The organism is Hydrogenophaga sp. PAMC20947 (assembly GCF_004795855.1).
Classification (GTDB): domain Bacteria; phylum Pseudomonadota; class Gammaproteobacteria; order Burkholderiales; family Burkholderiaceae_C; genus Hydrogenophaga.
Window position 1 is genome coordinate 4342311 of sequence record NZ_CP039252.1, and the last position, 15060, is coordinate 4357370.

The window sequence follows — 15060 nt, forward strand, 5'->3', positions numbered from 1 at the left end:
GAGGGGTGTGTTCAGGCAGGAGGGGCGGCGCGGCCGAGAGGTGATCAGCGCTTGGCGGTTGCGTTCGGGGTGTCGCTGTTGGCATCGGGCGTCCAGCCACCCCCCAGCGACTTGTACAGGCGCACATGATCGGTGCTCAGGCTGGCCTGGGCGGTGGCCACACTGTCTTGTGTGGACAAGAGGGATCGCTGGGTGGTCAAGACGGTTGCAAAATCGATCAGACCGCTGGTGTAGCGCTGGCGGGCCAGCTCGTCGGCCTGGGCGGCTGCGGTGGTGGCGGCCTGCAAGCGGGCCAGACGCTCGGCGTCGCCCTGAATCGCGACCAGCGCGTCTTCCACTTCTTGCAAGGCGGTGAGTACCACGCCCTCGTACGTGGCCAGCGTTTTCTCCATGGCAGCTTGTTGCGCGCGAACCTGGGCCCGCGCCGCGCCGCCATCAAAAATGGACGCTGATACGCCGGCCAGCAGCGACTTGACCAGCGAGGCGCTGTTGGTGAGGCTGCCCAGGGTCAAGGCTGAAAGACCCAGAGAGCCCGACAGCTGAAAGCTGGGGTAGCGGGCGGCATCGGCCATCGCCACCCGCGCCAGGGCGGCGCGCACGTTGTACTCGGCCGCGCGCACGTCCGGGCGCTGGCGCAGTGTGTCGGTGGGGAATGCGAGGGCCAGGTCTGCAGGCGCTGGCGGCACAGGCTTGGCCTGTGACAGGGCTGCATTCACTTGCCCTGGCGCTTGACCGGTGAGCACCGCCAGAGCGTTCAACGCCTGGCTTACGCTGGTTTGCAAGGCGGGTATCTGCGCGCTGGTCTGCTCCATGGCACCGACCGCTTGCGCCACGTCGAGCGAAGAGGCCAGACCGGCCTGGGCCCGCCAGCGGGTGATTTGCACGGTGTCGCTTTGGGTGTCGAGGTTGGTGCGGGCAATGGCCAGGCGGCTTTGCAGCCCGCGCAGGTTGATATAGCCAGTCGCCACTTCGGCCGCGAGCGACACCTGGGTGTCGGCCAGGCTGGCGGCGGAGGCCTGGGCGTCGGCCTCGGTTGCATCGACGGCGGCGCGGTTGCCGCCAAAAATGTCGGGCTCCCAACTCGCGTCAAATCCGGCGCTGAACGAATTGCTGGCGTCATTGCTGCCCGACTGGCTGCGTTGCGCCGAACCCGATGCGCTCAATGACGGGCCGAGACCCGCCTGTTGCACCTTGATCAGTGCCCGCGCTTGGCGCAGGGCAGCCTGGGCGCTCTTCACACTGGTGTTGGCCTGCAGCGCCTGGCCGACCAGCGCGGACAGTTGTGCATCCTGAAAACGCGTCCACCAGGTGGTGATGTCGGTAGCCGATGTGCTCGCTGATGCCGAGGACCACTGCGTGGGCACTGACGCCAGGGCCATGCCGGGGTTTGCCGGCAGTGCGCTGGCGCAGGCGCCGAGTGCCAGAGGCAAAGCGAGGGACAAGGCGCTCGGCCACCAACGCCACGCGCCTGACCGAGGCGATGAATCGGGAAAGCGGTCGGTGCGGGGCGGAGTCATGGTCGTGGAGGGGGCTGATCAGGGTTAACCCCATTATGGACAGCCAGAGCGTCGCCTTTGCAAGCCTCGTGTGAACCGCGTGTAAAGCTGGCGCTTTCTTTCAGCCCCCTTCGGGCTCGCTGACGGCGTCCGGCGCTTCTGCAGGGCCGCCGTTTGCGAGATGCAAGGTCTGGGTCGGGAATGCGATTTCGGCCCCGTGGCCCTCGATGATTCGCCCGATGGTGAGCAGCACGTCTTGTTTGATCCCGTGGAACAGCACCCAGTTGCGCGTCCGGGTGAAGGTGTAGATCATGATGTCGAGCGAGCTGGCCGCAAATGCGTTGAAGTTGACGATCAGGGTCTGGGTGTTGTCGATGTCCTTGTGCTGCTCCAGCATGGTCCGGATATCGGTCACGATGGCCTCGACCTGTGCGAAGTCGTCGTAGCGGATGCCCACGGTTTCCTTGAGGCGGCGGTGGGTCATGCGCGAGGGGTTTTCCACCACGATGGTCGTGAACACAGCGTTGGGCACATAGATCGGGTTCTTGTTGAATGCCCGAACGCGGGTGTGGCGCCAGCTGATGTATTCCACCGTGCCCTCGATGCTTTTGTCGGGTGAGCGAATCCAGTCGCCAACACTGAAGGGGCGGTCGAGGTAGATCGTGAGGCCGCCGAAGAAGTTGGCCAGCAAATCTTTGGCGGCCAGGCCTACTGCGAGACCCCCCACGCCGCCCAGCGCCAGCAGAGCGCCCACATTCAAGCCCAGGTTGTGCGCCACGGTGATGGCCGAGACGATGACCACCACCAGCCGCCCCAGCTTGCTCAGCGCGTAGACGGTGGTCACGTCAAACTCCTGGCCGGCTTCGCGACCTCGCTCAATGGTGGACAGGGTCAGCTGCTGGAAAAAGTGCCAGAAAAACCATGCCACGGCCAGCACCACCGCCACGTTGCGTGCCTGAAAAACCTCTTCTGCCATGTCCAGCTCAGGCCAATGGGCTTGAAGCACCCGGGCGATCCAGGCGAGTGCCACGATGCCGATGATGAGGTGGACCGGCTTGCGGGCGGCCTGGATCAAGGCCTCGTCCCAGTGGGTATGGGTCCGTTTGGCGAGCTTTTCAAACTGGTTGAACACCAGTCGGGCCACCTGGGTGATCACGAAGGCCAGCACCACGATGGCCAGCACCATGGCCAGCCATGCCTCAATGCCGAAGGTCTGGATGAAAAATTCGCGTACCGCTTGCATATCTCAAATACCCGTCATTAGAAATTACTGGAAGGCCACTTCGGCAAAGCTGCGCAGCTTGCGGCTGTGCAGCTGCCCTGCACCGCCCCCGCGCAGAAGTTCAACAGCGCGAATGCCAATGCGCAGATGCTGGTCGACCCGCTCCCGGTAGAAATGGTTTGCCATGCCGGGCAGTTTGATCTCTCCGTGCAGCGGCTTGTCGCTCACGCAGAGCAGCGTGCCGTAGGGCACGCGAAACCGGAAACCATTGGCCGCGATGGTCGCGCTTTCCATGTCGAGTGCGACCGCGCGCGATTGCGAGAAGCGGCGTTGGGGCGTGTTGTCGGGCAGGAGCTCCCAGTTGCGGTTGTCGGTGCTGGCGACCGTGCCGGTGCGCATGATGCGCTTGAGCTCCTGCGCAGGCACGCCAGTGACATCGGCCACCGCGGCTTCCAGCGCCACCTGAATCTCGGCCAGCGCCGGGATCGGAACCCACAAAGGCAGCTCTTCGTCGAGCACATGGTCTTCCCGCACGTAGGCGTGGGCCAGCACATAGTCGCCCAACTGCTGGCTGTTGCGCAGGCCGGCGCAGTGGCCCAGCATCAGCCAGGCGTGCGGCCGCAAGACGGCGATGTGGTCGGTGATGGTTTTGGCATTGGCTGGGCCCACTCCGATGTTCACCATGGTGATGCCGCTGCGGTCCTTGCGCATCAGGTGGTAAGCCGGCATTTGTGGCAAGCGGGGGGGCGCCACCCCCAGCGCATCGATGGCCTGCGCTGGCAAACCGCTGCGGCGCATGACCAGGTTGCCGGGCTCGATGAACGCGGTGTATTCGCTGTCGGGATTGGCCATCTCGGCGCGCCCCAGCTTGATGAACTCGTCGATGTAAAACTGGTAGTTGGTGAACAGCACAAAATTCTGGAACCATTCGGGCGCGGTGCCGGTGTAGTGGCGCAAGCGCTGCAGCGAATAGTCCACCCGCGGCGCAGTGAACAGCGCCAGCGGCTGGGCTTCACCCGAGCGGGGAACGTGGGTGCCGTTGGCGATGCCGTCGTCCATGGCGGTCAGGTCGGGCAGGTCAAAGACATCGCGCATCAGGGCGCGGCGATTGGCGGTGAGCTGGCCCTCGATGTGGTCGTGCTCGGCAAAGGAAAAGTGGATTGGAATCGGTTGTGTGCTGGTGCCCACTTCCAGTTCTCCGCCATGGTTGGTGAGCAACAGCTGAAACTGGTCCAGCAAATAGTCGCTGTACAGGTCGGGCCGTGTGATCGTGGTCTCGAACCGGCCGGGGCCGGCGACAAAGCCGTAGCTCAGCCGGCCCGATCCCCGGTGCGAGACACTGTGGGTGTGCAGTCGCACAAACGGGTAGCAGGCGCGCACGCGGATTTGCTCAACGTCTGTCCCACTCACAAACTCGCGCATGGCGGCGCGCAGGTGGTCCACGCTGCGCTGGTAGATCTTCTGGACCTGCGCCAGAGCCGCCGCTGCGTCGGTGTAGAAAGCGGGCGCTGTAAAGTCAGGGGTTTTGTGCATGGGGTCTATTGTGACCAAGCCTCATGACATCCGATCACCCAAGGATATCGATGCTGAATCCGGTGTCAGCGCTCAGTCCCGTCCCCTTCAGTCTGCAGGGCGCCCTGGCCGTTCTGGTCACTGCGCTGGGCTGCGGGTTGCTGATCGGGATCGAACGGGAGCGGCGCAAGGGCATAGGCCCGGGTCGGGCGTTGGCTGGGTTGCGGAGCTTTTCGATCACCTGTGTGACCGGGGCCGTGGCGGCATTGACGCCATTTCCTGGCTTGGTCGTGACCGGCGCTGTGATGGTGGTCGCGCTGTCGGTTGTGGCCCACCTGCGCAATCGGTCGGATGATCCGGGCACCACCACCGAAATTGCACTCTTCCTGACCTATCTCATTGGTGTCCTGTGCGTCTGGAGCCTGCCGCTGGCAGCGGCCTTGGCGGTGGGCCTGACCGCCTTGCTGGCAGGTCGAGAGCCCTTGCACCGGTTTGCCCACCATTGGCTGCGCCAGGGGGAGGTTCGCGACGGCATCATCCTCGCGGCCCTGGTGTTGATGGCCCTGCCGCTGGTTCCCAACCGGCCGTTCTGGGGTCCAGTGCTCAACCCCTATGTCATCGTGCAACTGCTGGCATTGCTGCTGGCGGTTCAGTCACTGGCGCACCTGTGCCGGCGCCTGCTGCGTGCCCGGGAAGCCGTGGCATTTTCGGCTTTGGCGTCCGGCTTTGTGTCGAGCACCGCGACGATTGCCACCCTGGGGCTGGCCGCTCGTGAAGGCCGCTCCAGCCCGCGCCTGATGGCGGGCGGCGGGCTGATGTCCTGTGTGTCGACCCAGGCGCAGCTGTTGCTGGTGGCGCTGGCGGTGCAGCCCGCATGGTTGTCGGTGTTGTGGCTGCCGGCTTTGATGGGCGGGCTGATGGCGGCTGGGTGGGGCTGGTGGCTGGTGCGGGGAGCGCCGCCTGAGCCGTCGGACGGTGTGGTGTCCAGCCCCGGCGTCAAAGGGTTGCCTGGCGCCGGCGATGACCGCATGTTCAGCCTGTGGGGTGCCGCCGCGGTAGCGGCCCTGCTGGCGGGCATCCAGGTGGTGGTCCATGCGTTCGACCTTTGGCTGGGACAGGCGGGTCTCCTGGTGGGGACCCTGCTGGCGTCGATCGCCGACCTGCACGCTGCGCTGGCTGCTGTCTTTGCTTCTTCGGGCCCGGTGCTGTCCGATGGTTCGGTCTGGCCGGTCATGTTGGCGTTGTCGGTGCACGCCGGCAGCAAGAGCCTCACCGCCGGTCTGGTGGGTGGTTGGGCTTATTTGCGCTGGCTGGCGCCCGGGCTCTGGCTGCACACAGCGCTGGCTGTGGGGTTGCTGTACGGGTTGAGGTAACGCACCTCATCCGGCGGGCCTTGCCCGCCGCCGCGTCGCTTCAGCTTCGCACCGGTTCGCGCATGGTCACAAATTCTTCTGCCGCTGTCGGGTGGATGCCGATGGTGCTGTCGAAGACCGCCTTGGTGGCCCCCGCTTTCATGGCCACTGCAAAGCCCTGCACGATTTCGCCAGCGTCCGGGCCCACCATGTGCAGGCCCACCACACAGTCGGTAGCGGTGTCGACGATGAGCTTCATCAAGGTGCGTTCGCTGCTGCCGGATAGCGTGTGGCGCAAGGCCTTGAACTCGCTGCGGAACACGGTGATGGCACCGAATTCTTCCCGAGCCTTCTCCTCGCCAAATCCGACGGTGCCAATGTTGGGGTGGGTGAACACCGCGGTCGGGATGAAGTTGTAGCTCATGTCGCGCGGCGCCTTGCCGGCGGCCGGGCCAAAGAGCTGATCCACCACGACCATGGCCTCGCCCAGCGCCACCGGTGTGAGCTGAACGCGGTTGGTGACATCGCCCACGGCATAAATGTGCGGCACATTGGTCTGGTAGCTGGCGTTGACCACCACTTCGCCCTGGCCGCCCTGGGCCACCCCCACGGACTCCAGCCCCAGCCCTTTGACGTTGGGAACGCGCCCGGTGGCGTAGAGCACGGCGTCGACCGTGATCACATTGCCGCCTTCACACTCGACCTTCAAGCCTTCATCGGTTTTCTGGATGTCCACCACGTCGACATTCAAACGCAGGTCCACGCCGGACTTGATCATCTCGCCCGCCACAAAGTGGCGGACCTCGTTGTCAAAACCGCGCAGCACTTGCTCGCCGCGGTAAAGCTGGGTCACTGTCGAGCCGAGGCCATTGAAAATGGACGCAAACTCGCAGGCGATGTAGCCACCGCCCACCACGAGCAGGCGCTGAGGGAACGGCTCGAGGTCGAATACCTCATTGGAGGTGATGACGTGCTCGCGCCCCTTGAAGTGCGGTACGAAGGGCGTTCCGCCAGTGGCGATCAGGATGTTTTTTGCGGTGAAGTGCTGGTGGCCGGGGGTCCCGTCGACGTTCAGTGTGGCCAGGGTGATGGCATGCTCGCCGTCGATGCGGGCAAAGCCATTGAAAACGGTCACGCCGGAGCCGCCGAGCAGGTTGCTGTAAACACCATTGAGTCGGCTGATTTCCTGGGCGCGGTTGGCTTTCAGCGTGCCCCAGTTGAGGGTGGGCGCCGGGCCTTCCCAGCCGAACCCGGCCGATTCGTGGAAGCTCTCGGCGTAGTGCGCTGCGTAGCTGTAGAGCTTCTTCGGGATACAGCCCACGTTGACGCAGGTGCCGCCCAGGCCATCGGTGCCCAATGTTTCAGCCAGCGCCACCCGGGCGCCGCGCTGCGCGGCCATGCGCGCGGCGCGCACGCCACCGCTGCCGCCACCAATGACGAAGAGATCGAAGTCGAAAGCTGAAGCCATGTCAAAAAGTCCTTGTGTGATGGGTTGATGTTAAGCCGGTCGCACAATTGCTGCATGCAAGCTTTACAACCCCCTGCGGCCGCTCCGGGTGTCACGCTGGTCCTTGGTGCAGGCGGTGGTCTGGGTGCTGCCTTGGTGCAAGCGCTGACTTCGCGCGGTGAGACAGTGATCGCGCTGGGGCGTCAAACGCAACCGGCGCTCGACTACCGTGATGCGGCGTCTCTGGCTTGCTGCGCCCGCCATGTATCCGATCAGTTGGCCCAGCTCGGGCAACCTTTGGTGCGCGTGCTGGTCACCACTGGGTTTCTGCACGGCCGCTTGCCTGGTGGCGAGGCCGCCATGCCTGAGCGCAGCTGGGAGCAGCTGGACGCTGCCGTTTTGGGCCACAGCTTCCTGATCAATGCCATCGGTCCTGCCATGGTGATCAAGCATGTGTTGCCCTTATTGCCGCGTCATGGCCGCTGTGTGGCGGCGTTTTTGTCGGCCCGCGTGGGCAGCGTGAGCGACAACCAGCTCGGCGGGTGGTACGGTTATCGCGCGTCCAAAGCGGCGCTGAACCAGCTGGTGCACACGGCCGCCATCGAACTGAACCGGCGCAACCATTCGGCCATTTGTGTGGTCTTGCATCCCGGCACGGTGGACACCGATCTGTCCCGACCTTTCGCCAAAACCGGGTTGAAGGTTCGGGCACCCGATGTGGCGGCCGCAGAGCTTCTTGCGGTGGTCGATGGACTCACTCCGGCGCAGTCGGGGGGGTTCTGGGACCAGCATGGTGCACCCGTGCCTTGGTGAATGCCCCGGGCGGGCCGCGGCGGCTCATTCGTGAGAGTCCCTTCGCTGGCGCATGGCCTTGAACCGGCGTTGTGCCATTTCCCGGCCCATGCCGACGGCATCGCAGGCAACGAGGCGTTTTTGCGCGGCCGGATAAGCGATGGACTCCTCGAGCATGATGTGGTCCAGATACAGCGCTTCAAACACGTCCAGTGCATGTCGCAACTCCTGGATATCGAACCAGAGGTTGCCATTGGCCGCAGCGTCCAGCGACGGCGCCATCTGCAACCAGTTTTCCTCCAGCCAGCCATGGTCTTGGGTGAGCCGCTCGGCGGCGTGCACGATCTCGGCGTCCTGACTCGCCAGCATTGCCGGGAAGATGTGCTTTTCTTCGTCGAGGTGGTGTTGGCGCGCTTCAGTGTTGAAGTAGTGCAGGATCCGGCGCGCCTGTTCGCGGTTGGCCGCGTTCAACCCGCCTGATTCAATGGCGTCCACCAGCGGGGCGAGCTGGCGCAACCGCTCCAGAATTTCGCGGTGGGTGCTGTCCAGGAATTCGAACAGGGCTGGGGCCGCGCGCATTGCACTCATGATGAAAGCCTTTTGTGTTGCCAGCCTTTCATCTTAGGCAGCCCTTGCGCTGACCTTTTGATCTGGCGCAAGGGTTCGCCTCGGTCAGCCTCGCGGCCCAGCGACCTGGCTACCCACCAACGCTTTCAGCTACGGCGCAGGGCGGTACTTTCGGACGTTGGACCCGGCCATGTGGACGATCCTCACGGCCAGGCACACATTCATTCAGACACGGTCAACTTGGGCCCAGGGACGGTGCCGCCCTGGCCGGGTCATCGCAGGGGTCGAATTTTGAGCACGGCGTTGTTACGATCGGCACTCACATAGATGACGCCGTCGTCGCCGACGGCCACCCCCGTGACGTTGTATGGCGGGGGCATGCCCGGGCCACCCTCCAGCCCGATGGGCAGGTTTTCAGCCACGGTGCGGCGTTGTCCGTTGAGTGGATCGATCTCGGTCAGGCGGGCTGCCATGGGCTCGGCCACGATGAAGCTCCCCCAGGGTGTTTGAGCCAGGCCCTCGGGCAGGGCCAATTGGCTGGCGATCACGGTCTTGGTGCCTGTGGCGAGATCGACGCGGACCAGGTTGCCCGCCGCTTCGGTGAGGTACAGGTCGCCGTCCTGGCCCAGCACCATCTGCACCGGCCCTGCCAGCCCGGAGGTCACCACCTTGCGCACGTCGTGCTTGGCGCCGCTCACACGCAGCAAATTGCCTGTCGCGATTTCGATCACCAGCAAGCTCCCGTCGTCCATCGGGATGGCGTCGTAGGGGGTCTTGAAACCATGCACCATGTCCACCGTTTTCAGGGTCTTGCGGTCAATCAGTTGCACCGTGTTGGTGAACCAGGAGGTCAGCGCGATTTGTCTGGAGCCCAGGCCGACCATCGCCGGGTACTCGATGTCTGACGCCTGCATGCGGGCGATGTCGGTGACGTCACCCGTTGCGGTGTCGATGCTGCGAAAGGCAAAGGTATCGGCGATCCACAGCTTGCCATTGCCCAGCTTCATGCCGCCCGCTACAGCCAGCTTGCCCGATAGCAGGGTCTTGGTCTGGCCCGTGGTGGGGTTGACTTCGATGATGGCGTTGTCGGCCATGTTGGACACGTAGATCGTGCCCTCGGGTGAGATGGCCAGGTTGTCCAGCGCCGTGTTCAGCTGAGCCACCACCGTTTTTCGTCCGCTGGCCAGGTCCACCTTGGCGAGCTCGCCGGTGCGGGTGTCGATGGCCCACAGGTTGCCCTTGCCGTCCAGGTTGGCCGCTGCCGGCACCTTGAATTCGCTGTTGATGACCGTGATGGCACCGTCTGCGGGGTTGATGCGAACCAATTGCCCTTTGAACCACAACGGGCCGTAGAGCATGCCGTCGGGGCCCACTTCAAATCCGTTGAAGCCGCCGAGGTCTTTGGCGATCGCACGCGGTGGTTTTTGGCCGCTGGGGTCCATCTCCCACAGGGCGTCGCCGAGGAAGACCTGACTTCCGTACAGCTTGCCGGTCTTTTGATCGAAGGCCAGGGAGTTGATGCCCGGCAAGCCTTGAGCCACTACGCGGGTAGGAGCGCCGTCGTTGTCACGGATGCGCAAGACGCCCTGCAGGTAGGAGGTCCAGGCCAGCTCACCCTTCGGGCCAATGGCGATGTCATCGGCCTGGCCTTCGGGCCCGGCGATGAACACCTTGGCCTGTCCGGTCTTTCGATCAACTTCCCACAGGTTGTTGCCCACCACGCTGCCCGCCAGCAATCGTCCCTTGGCATCCACAGCCAAGCCATGGACCCCATGGAAAGCCGACGGCGCCACCAGCGTCTCGGGCGTGGCCCAGGCCGCTGGACGCATGGGTTTTTGGGGGGCCGCACACCCGCCAATGGCGAGGGTGAGGCCGATGGCTGCGGTCAGGCGCAGGAGGAGCGTCGAATGCATGGCTTGCCTTTCAGTGGGGTGAAGTCAACCTGTTTTAGACCTCCCCCCAAGGCTGCGCCGGTCTCACGGGCGACATCTGCGGGTATGTCCCTGTGCGCCCAGACACGGTTGTTCTGCCGTGCCGCAGCGGTGTGTCAGTAGGTGTACACGCCTCGGCCCGTCTTGCGTCCCAGCCAGCCAGCGGCCACCATTTCTTTCAGCAGCGGCGCAGGGCGGTACTTGCTGTCGTTGTACTCGGCTATGTAGACGTTCATCACGGCCAGGCACACGTCCAGGCCGATCATGTCGGCCAGGGCCAGGGGGCCGATGGGCTGGTTGGTGCCCAGCTTCATGCCGGCGTCGATGTCTTCAGGCGTGGCCAGGCCTTCGGCCAGCACGAAGAAGGCTTCATTGATCATGGGCACCAGGATGCGGTTGACCACAAAGCCGGGCGCGTTCTTCACCGTGATGGGTGTCTTGCCCAGGCGTTCGGCCAGCGCTTTGACCGCGTCGTGCGTGGCGTCGCTGGTTTGCAGGCCACGGATGATTTCCACCAGCGCCATCATGGGAACGGGGTTGAAGAAGTGCATGCCGATGAAGCGGTCGGCGCGCTGGGTGGCGGCAGCCAGTTTGGTGATGCTGATCGAGCTGGTGTTGGTGGCCACGATCACGTTTGCGTCGAGCAAGCTATCCAGTTGCTGCAGGATCTTGACTTTGAGCGCTTCGTTTTCGGTGGCGGCTTCGATCACCAGCTGCGCGCCTTTGAGGTCGTCGTAGTTGGTGGAGCCTTTGATCAGTGCAAGGGCCGCATCTTTGTCGGCGGCACTGATTTTTTCTTTCTTGATCAGGCGGTCCAAGCTGCTGGCCACCGTGGTCAGGCCTTTGTCAACGGCGGCCTGGCTGATGTCGACCATCACCACCTGGATGCCATTGGTGGCGCAGGCCTGGGCGATGCCGTTGCCCATGGTGCCCGAGCCGATGATGCCGACGGTCTGGATGCTGCTCATTGTCAAAACTCCTGAAAAAAATCCGAAAGAAACGGGGGTTGTGAAACCTGCGGAGACTGGGGCTGTCCCTCGCCGTCGCGCAGGCGTCGAATCTAGATGGTGGAGCCTACCGAGGTGCGCTCCCGCATGCTAAGTTGCATGTTGATTGTCGCGCACACCCTTGCTTGGGCCTGTCGCGCAACACCCCCATCACGGAGACTTTGATCCATGTACGACTACATCATCGTTGGCGGCGGCTCGGCTGGCAGTGTGCTGGCCAGCCGCCTGAGCGAAAATCCGGCGCTTCGCGTGGCCTTGCTGGAAGCGGGGCCACCCGACAGCAGTGTGCTGATCCATTGCCCTGCGGGTCTGGCCATCATGGCCAAGTACCAGCTCAATGGCTGGGACTACAACACCGTGCCCCAGCCTGGACTGAACGGGCGCCGGGGCTATCAGCCACGCGGGAAGGTGCTGGGGGGCTCGAGTTCGATCAACGCGATGATTTACGCCCGTGGCCATGTCTGGGACTACGACAATTGGGCGGCCCAGGGCAACCCGGGGTGGTCCTGGGCCGATGTGTTGCCATACTTCAAAAAAGCAGAACACAACGAGCGCGGCGCCGATGCCCTGCACGGTCAGGGCGGACCGCTCAATGTGATGGACCTGCGCAGTCCCAATCCGTTTCTGCCGGCCTATATCCAGGCGGGCCAACAAGCGGGCTACCCGCTCAACCCCGATTTCAATGGGCCAGAGCAAGAGGGCGTCGGGGCCTATCAGGTCACCCACAAGAACGGTGAGCGCTGGAGCGCAGCCAAAGGCTACCTCACGCCGCACCTGGGGCGACCCAACCTGACGGTCTTGACCGGCGCGGCAACCACCCGCATCGTGACGCAACCAGGCGAAGACGGGCGCCCTCGTGCGGTGGGGGTGGCCTACCGGGTGGAGAGCGGTCGGGGTTCGGAGCAGACGCTGCAACTCAACGCCGGTGGCGAGGTGGTGCTGAGCGCGGGTGCGTTTGGGTCGCCGCAGTTGCTGATGTTGTCGGGTATCGGTCCGGCAGCGCATCTGCAAGCCCATGGCATCGCCGTGACAAACGATTTGCCCGGAGTCGGTGAAAACCTGCACGACCATCCCGACGTGGTGATCGTGGTGAATGCGCCCAAGGTCAGCGACGTGTTTGGCATCTCGTTGAAGGGCATTGTGAGCGTGATCCGTGGCATCTTTGAGTGGCGACGCGCCCGCAGCGGTCCGCTCACCAGCAACTTCGCCGAGGGCGGGGGGTTCATCAAGAGCGTCGCTGACGAAGCCATTCCCGATCTGCAATGGCATTTTGTCGTGGGCAAGCTGGTGGACCATGGCCGCAAGACCGTGTTGGGCCACGGGTACTCCTGCCATGTGTGCCTGTTGCGGCCCAAGAGCCGCGGCACCTTGCGCCTGGCCAGCGCCGACCCACTGGCCGCGCCCCTGATCGACCCGGCGTTCCTCCAGGATCCGGACGACATGGCCCGGCTGGTGCGCGGGTTTAAGCTCACACGCCAGATGCTGCAGCAACCGGCACTGGCGCGCCACGGCGGTGTGGAGGCCAAGGTGTCGGCCTCGGCGCAGAGCGATGGTGAAATCGAGCAGTTCATCCGCAACCACGCCGACACGATTTACCACCCGGTGGGCACCTGCCGCATGGGGGATGATGCGCTCGCGGTGGTGGACGCCCGCTTGCGGGTGCATGGTGTGGCGGGCCTTCGGGTGGTGGATGCGTCGGTGATGCCGCAGGTGGTGGGGGGCAACACCAATGCCCCTGTGATCATGATGGCCGAGAAGGCGGTGGATATGATCCGTGAGGACCGGCAGGCACTCCCTGCCTGATGCATCAATCACACCATTGAGGACACACAGTCATGATTCTGGAACACGCCGACATTCGCATTGACCCCGCCCAGGCTGCGGCCTTCGAAGAAGCCATCGAACGCGGTGCTCGCACCGTCGTATCCAAGGCCAAAGGCTTTCAGGGATTCAAGGTCCACCGCAGCATCGAGACCCAGGGTCGCTACATCCTGACCATTGACTGGGACACCCTGGAAGACCACACCGTGGGCTTCCGCGAGTCCCCCGCCTTTGCCGAATGGCGCGCCATCGTGGGACCGTTTTTTGCTCAGGCTCCTGTGGTGGAGCACCTGGAGCTCGTCTGCATGTCTGCCTGAGTTCGACTCCCCAGCCTATTGGGGTCAGCGCATGCCGCCCAGCGCCAGGCCGAACGCCACAAACACGCTGCCGGCCGCCCGGTTGATCCAGGTGGCGGTACGTGGGCGGGCCAGCCAGTGGCGCGCGCGTTGGGCCAGCCACACGTAGGTCAGCAGACAAGAGCTGGACGCGCACATGCTGATGCTCATCAGCAGCAAAAACTGTGGCATCAGGGCTTGGCTGGTGTCGATGAACTGCGGGAACAGCGCACCAAAAAACAGGATGGCCTTTGGGTTGGTGAGCGAAACCCAAAGGCCTGTGCGCAGCAGGGTGCCATGGCTTTCTGGGTGCGCTGCACCAGCGTCCTCAGCGCTCAGATCCATGCCCCTGTGTGCGTTCAGCATGCGCCATCCCATGTAAATGAGGTAGGCCGCGCCCACCCATTTCACCAGCGTGAACAGCCATGGGAGGGTGTGAAGGATCACGCCGAGGCCGAGAATCGAAGCGCTTGCCAGCATCACCAGGCCCAGCAGGTTGCCCAGCGTCGAAAAAAGACCCGCCCGGAACCCATGTGTCGCGCCATTGCGCAGCGCCAGCAGCACGGCTGGACCTGGCGTGGCCGCGGCCAACCAGGCGATCAGCGCATAGGCGACCAGTGATTGGGGTGCGATGGGCATGTTTTTTAGGCGTGAGGTGCAGTCTTGCGCATCAAGGTCGACTTGCCGAACAGGCTCTCAATCAGGTCCACCGACACCAGCGCCGTGCGGTTGCGCACATCGAGTGCGGGGTTGAGTTCCATCACGTCCATGGATGCCATGCGACCGGTGTCGGCGATCATCTCCATGCACAGTTGCGCCTCCCGGTAGGTGGGGCCTCCGGGCACCGTGGTTCCCACACCGGGGGCGATCTCGGGGTCGAGAAAGTCCACGTCAAAGCTCACGTGCAGGTGGGTGTTGTCGTCCATGCCGGCGAGCGCCTGTTCCATGGTGTGGCGCATGCCCATTTCGTCTATGTAGCGCATGTCGAACACTTCCAGACCGTGTTCGTGCACAAAGCGCTTTTCACCTTCGTCTACGCTGCGGATGCCAATCTGGCGGACCACCGATGGCGAGATCGCTGGTGTGGTGCCGCCAATGCCTGTCAGCTCGTTCGGACCGTGTCCACACAGCACGGCCACGGGCATGCCGTGTACGTTGCCGCTGGGGGTCAGGTCGGACGTATTGAAGTCGGCATGGGCATCCAGCCACAGCACGCGCAATTGTTTGCCTGTGTCGCGGCAGTGGCGCGCGACGGCGCTGATGGAGCCAATGCCCAGGCAATGGTCGCCGCCCAGCACCATGGACAGATGGCCGTCGGACAAGGCTTCGTAAACGGCCTCATGCAGGCTTTGATTCCATTGTGCGACCTCTTGCAGGTGGCGATACCCCTGAAAGGGAGGCAGCCAGGGGTTCGCTGGACCGCTGAGGTTGCCCGCATCGTGCACACGCAGGCCATGGCTCTCCAGTACTGCCGCCAGTCCGGCGACGCGCAGAGCCTCTGGCCCCATAGACGCGCCGCGCGCACCGGCACCGATATCGGTTGGTACACCAATCAGACGAATAGTTTTTTTCATGGGG

General features: G+C 64.0%; 13 protein-coding genes. 4 read left to right on the forward strand and 9 right to left on the reverse strand.

The genetic code is table 11. The features are described 5' to 3' along the window. Nucleotides 1-44 precede the first annotated feature (44 nt). From E5678_RS19810 to E5678_RS19820, 3 genes are all read right to left on the reverse strand, one after another. On the reverse strand, nt 45-1442 hold the full coding sequence (locus E5678_RS19810; protein ID WP_348770356.1) for an efflux transporter outer membrane subunit: 1398 nt from the start codon (nt 1440-1442) through the stop codon (nt 45-47). Between the two features lie 175 nt (nt 1443-1617). After that, on the reverse strand, nt 1618-2739 hold the full coding sequence (locus E5678_RS19815) for a mechanosensitive ion channel family protein (RefSeq protein ID WP_136180119.1): 1122 nt from the start codon (nt 2737-2739) through the stop codon (nt 1618-1620). A 24-nt stretch (nt 2740-2763) separates the two neighbouring features. After that, nucleotides 2764-4251 (reverse strand): AMP nucleosidase, encoded by a 1488-nt coding sequence (locus tag E5678_RS19820; protein WP_136180120.1) that lies wholly within the window; start codon nt 4249-4251, stop codon nt 2764-2766. Between the two features lie 50 nt (nt 4252-4301). Here E5678_RS19820 and E5678_RS19825 point away from each other — a divergent pair, with 50 nt between their 5' ends. Next, on the forward strand, nt 4302-5603 hold the full coding sequence (locus E5678_RS19825; RefSeq protein WP_136180121.1) for a DUF4010 domain-containing protein: 1302 nt from the start codon (nt 4302-4304) through the stop codon (nt 5601-5603). A 40-nt stretch (nt 5604-5643) separates the two neighbouring features. Here the strand turns inward: E5678_RS19825 and gorA are convergent, their stop codons facing one another. After that, nucleotides 5644-7050: a glutathione-disulfide reductase gene (gorA, locus tag E5678_RS19830; RefSeq protein WP_136180122.1), complete on the reverse strand. Its 1407-nt coding sequence runs from the start codon at nt 7048-7050 to the stop codon at nt 5644-5646. 54 nt (nt 7051-7104) lie between these two features. Between gorA and E5678_RS19835 the strand changes: the two genes are divergently transcribed. Then, on the forward strand, nt 7105-7842 hold the full coding sequence (locus E5678_RS19835) for an SDR family NAD(P)-dependent oxidoreductase (protein ID WP_168708618.1): 738 nt from the start codon (nt 7105-7107) through the stop codon (nt 7840-7842). A 24-nt stretch (nt 7843-7866) separates the two neighbouring features. Here E5678_RS19835 and E5678_RS19840 read toward each other — a convergent pair whose 3' ends face one another. From E5678_RS19840 to E5678_RS19850, 3 genes are all read right to left on the reverse strand, one after another. Further along, entirely contained in the window at nt 7867-8409 is a 543-nt protein-coding gene (locus E5678_RS19840; protein WP_136180124.1) for a hemerythrin domain-containing protein, read from the reverse strand. 251 nt (nt 8410-8660) lie between these two features. Continuing rightward, nucleotides 8661-10301 (reverse strand): hypothetical protein, encoded by a 1641-nt coding sequence (locus tag E5678_RS19845; protein WP_136180125.1) that lies wholly within the window; start codon nt 10299-10301, stop codon nt 8661-8663. A 134-nt stretch (nt 10302-10435) separates the two neighbouring features. Then, on the reverse strand, nt 10436-11287 hold the full coding sequence (locus E5678_RS19850; protein WP_136180126.1) for a 3-hydroxybutyryl-CoA dehydrogenase: 852 nt from the start codon (nt 11285-11287) through the stop codon (nt 10436-10438). A gap of 207 nt (nt 11288-11494) precedes the next feature. Between E5678_RS19850 and E5678_RS19855 the strand changes: the two genes are divergently transcribed. Next, entirely contained in the window at nt 11495-13129 is a 1635-nt protein-coding gene (locus tag E5678_RS19855) for a choline dehydrogenase (RefSeq protein WP_136180127.1), read from the forward strand. 32 nt (nt 13130-13161) lie between these two features. Continuing rightward, nucleotides 13162-13464, forward strand: coding sequence for an antibiotic biosynthesis monooxygenase family protein (locus tag E5678_RS19860; protein WP_136180128.1), 303 nt, complete (start codon nt 13162-13164; stop codon nt 13462-13464). Between the two features lie 24 nt (nt 13465-13488). Here E5678_RS19860 and E5678_RS19865 read toward each other — a convergent pair whose 3' ends face one another. Both E5678_RS19865 and rocF read right to left on the reverse strand, forming a co-directional pair. Next, nucleotides 13489-14121, reverse strand: coding sequence for a LysE family translocator (locus tag E5678_RS19865; RefSeq protein ID WP_136180129.1), 633 nt, complete (start codon nt 14119-14121; stop codon nt 13489-13491). Between the two features lie 5 nt (nt 14122-14126). Next, the gene (rocF, locus tag E5678_RS19870; RefSeq protein WP_136180130.1) at nt 14127-15056 is read right to left on the reverse strand and encodes an arginase; all 930 of its coding nucleotides are present in this window, start codon (nt 15054-15056) and stop codon (nt 14127-14129) included. Nucleotides 15057-15060: the final 4 nt, after the last annotated feature.

What these genes read in the sequence shown, in the direction of transcription:
- E5678_RS19815 (WP_136180119.1), bottom strand. Translation starts at nt 2,739, where the DNA reads ATGCAAGCGGTACGCGAATTTTTCATCCAGACCTTCGGCATTGAGGCA.
- E5678_RS19820 (WP_136180120.1), bottom strand. Translation starts at nt 4,251, where the DNA reads ATGCACAAAACCCCTGACTTTACAGCGCCCGCTTTCTACACCGACGCA.
- E5678_RS19825 (WP_136180121.1), top strand. Translation starts at nt 4,302, where the DNA reads ATGCTGAATCCGGTGTCAGCGCTCAGTCCCGTCCCCTTCAGTCTGCAG.
- gorA (WP_136180122.1), bottom strand. Translation starts at nt 7,050, where the DNA reads ATGGCTTCAGCTTTCGACTTCGATCTCTTCGTCATTGGTGGCGGCAGC.
- E5678_RS19835 (WP_168708618.1), top strand. Translation starts at nt 7,105, where the DNA reads ATGCAAGCTTTACAACCCCCTGCGGCCGCTCCGGGTGTCACGCTGGTC.
- E5678_RS19840 (WP_136180124.1), bottom strand. Translation starts at nt 8,409, where the DNA reads ATGAGTGCAATGCGCGCGGCCCCAGCCCTGTTCGAATTCCTGGACAGC.
- E5678_RS19845 (WP_136180125.1), bottom strand. Translation starts at nt 10,301, where the DNA reads ATGCATTCGACGCTCCTCCTGCGCCTGACCGCAGCCATCGGCCTCACC.
- E5678_RS19850 (WP_136180126.1), bottom strand. Translation starts at nt 11,287, where the DNA reads ATGAGCAGCATCCAGACCGTCGGCATCATCGGCTCGGGCACCATGGGC.
- E5678_RS19855 (WP_136180127.1), top strand. Translation starts at nt 11,495, where the DNA reads ATGTACGACTACATCATCGTTGGCGGCGGCTCGGCTGGCAGTGTGCTG.
- E5678_RS19860 (WP_136180128.1), top strand. Translation starts at nt 13,162, where the DNA reads ATGATTCTGGAACACGCCGACATTCGCATTGACCCCGCCCAGGCTGCG.
- E5678_RS19865 (WP_136180129.1), bottom strand. Translation starts at nt 14,121, where the DNA reads ATGCCCATCGCACCCCAATCACTGGTCGCCTATGCGCTGATCGCCTGG.
- rocF (WP_136180130.1), bottom strand. Translation starts at nt 15,056, where the DNA reads ATGAAAAAAACTATTCGTCTGATTGGTGTACCAACCGATATCGGTGCC.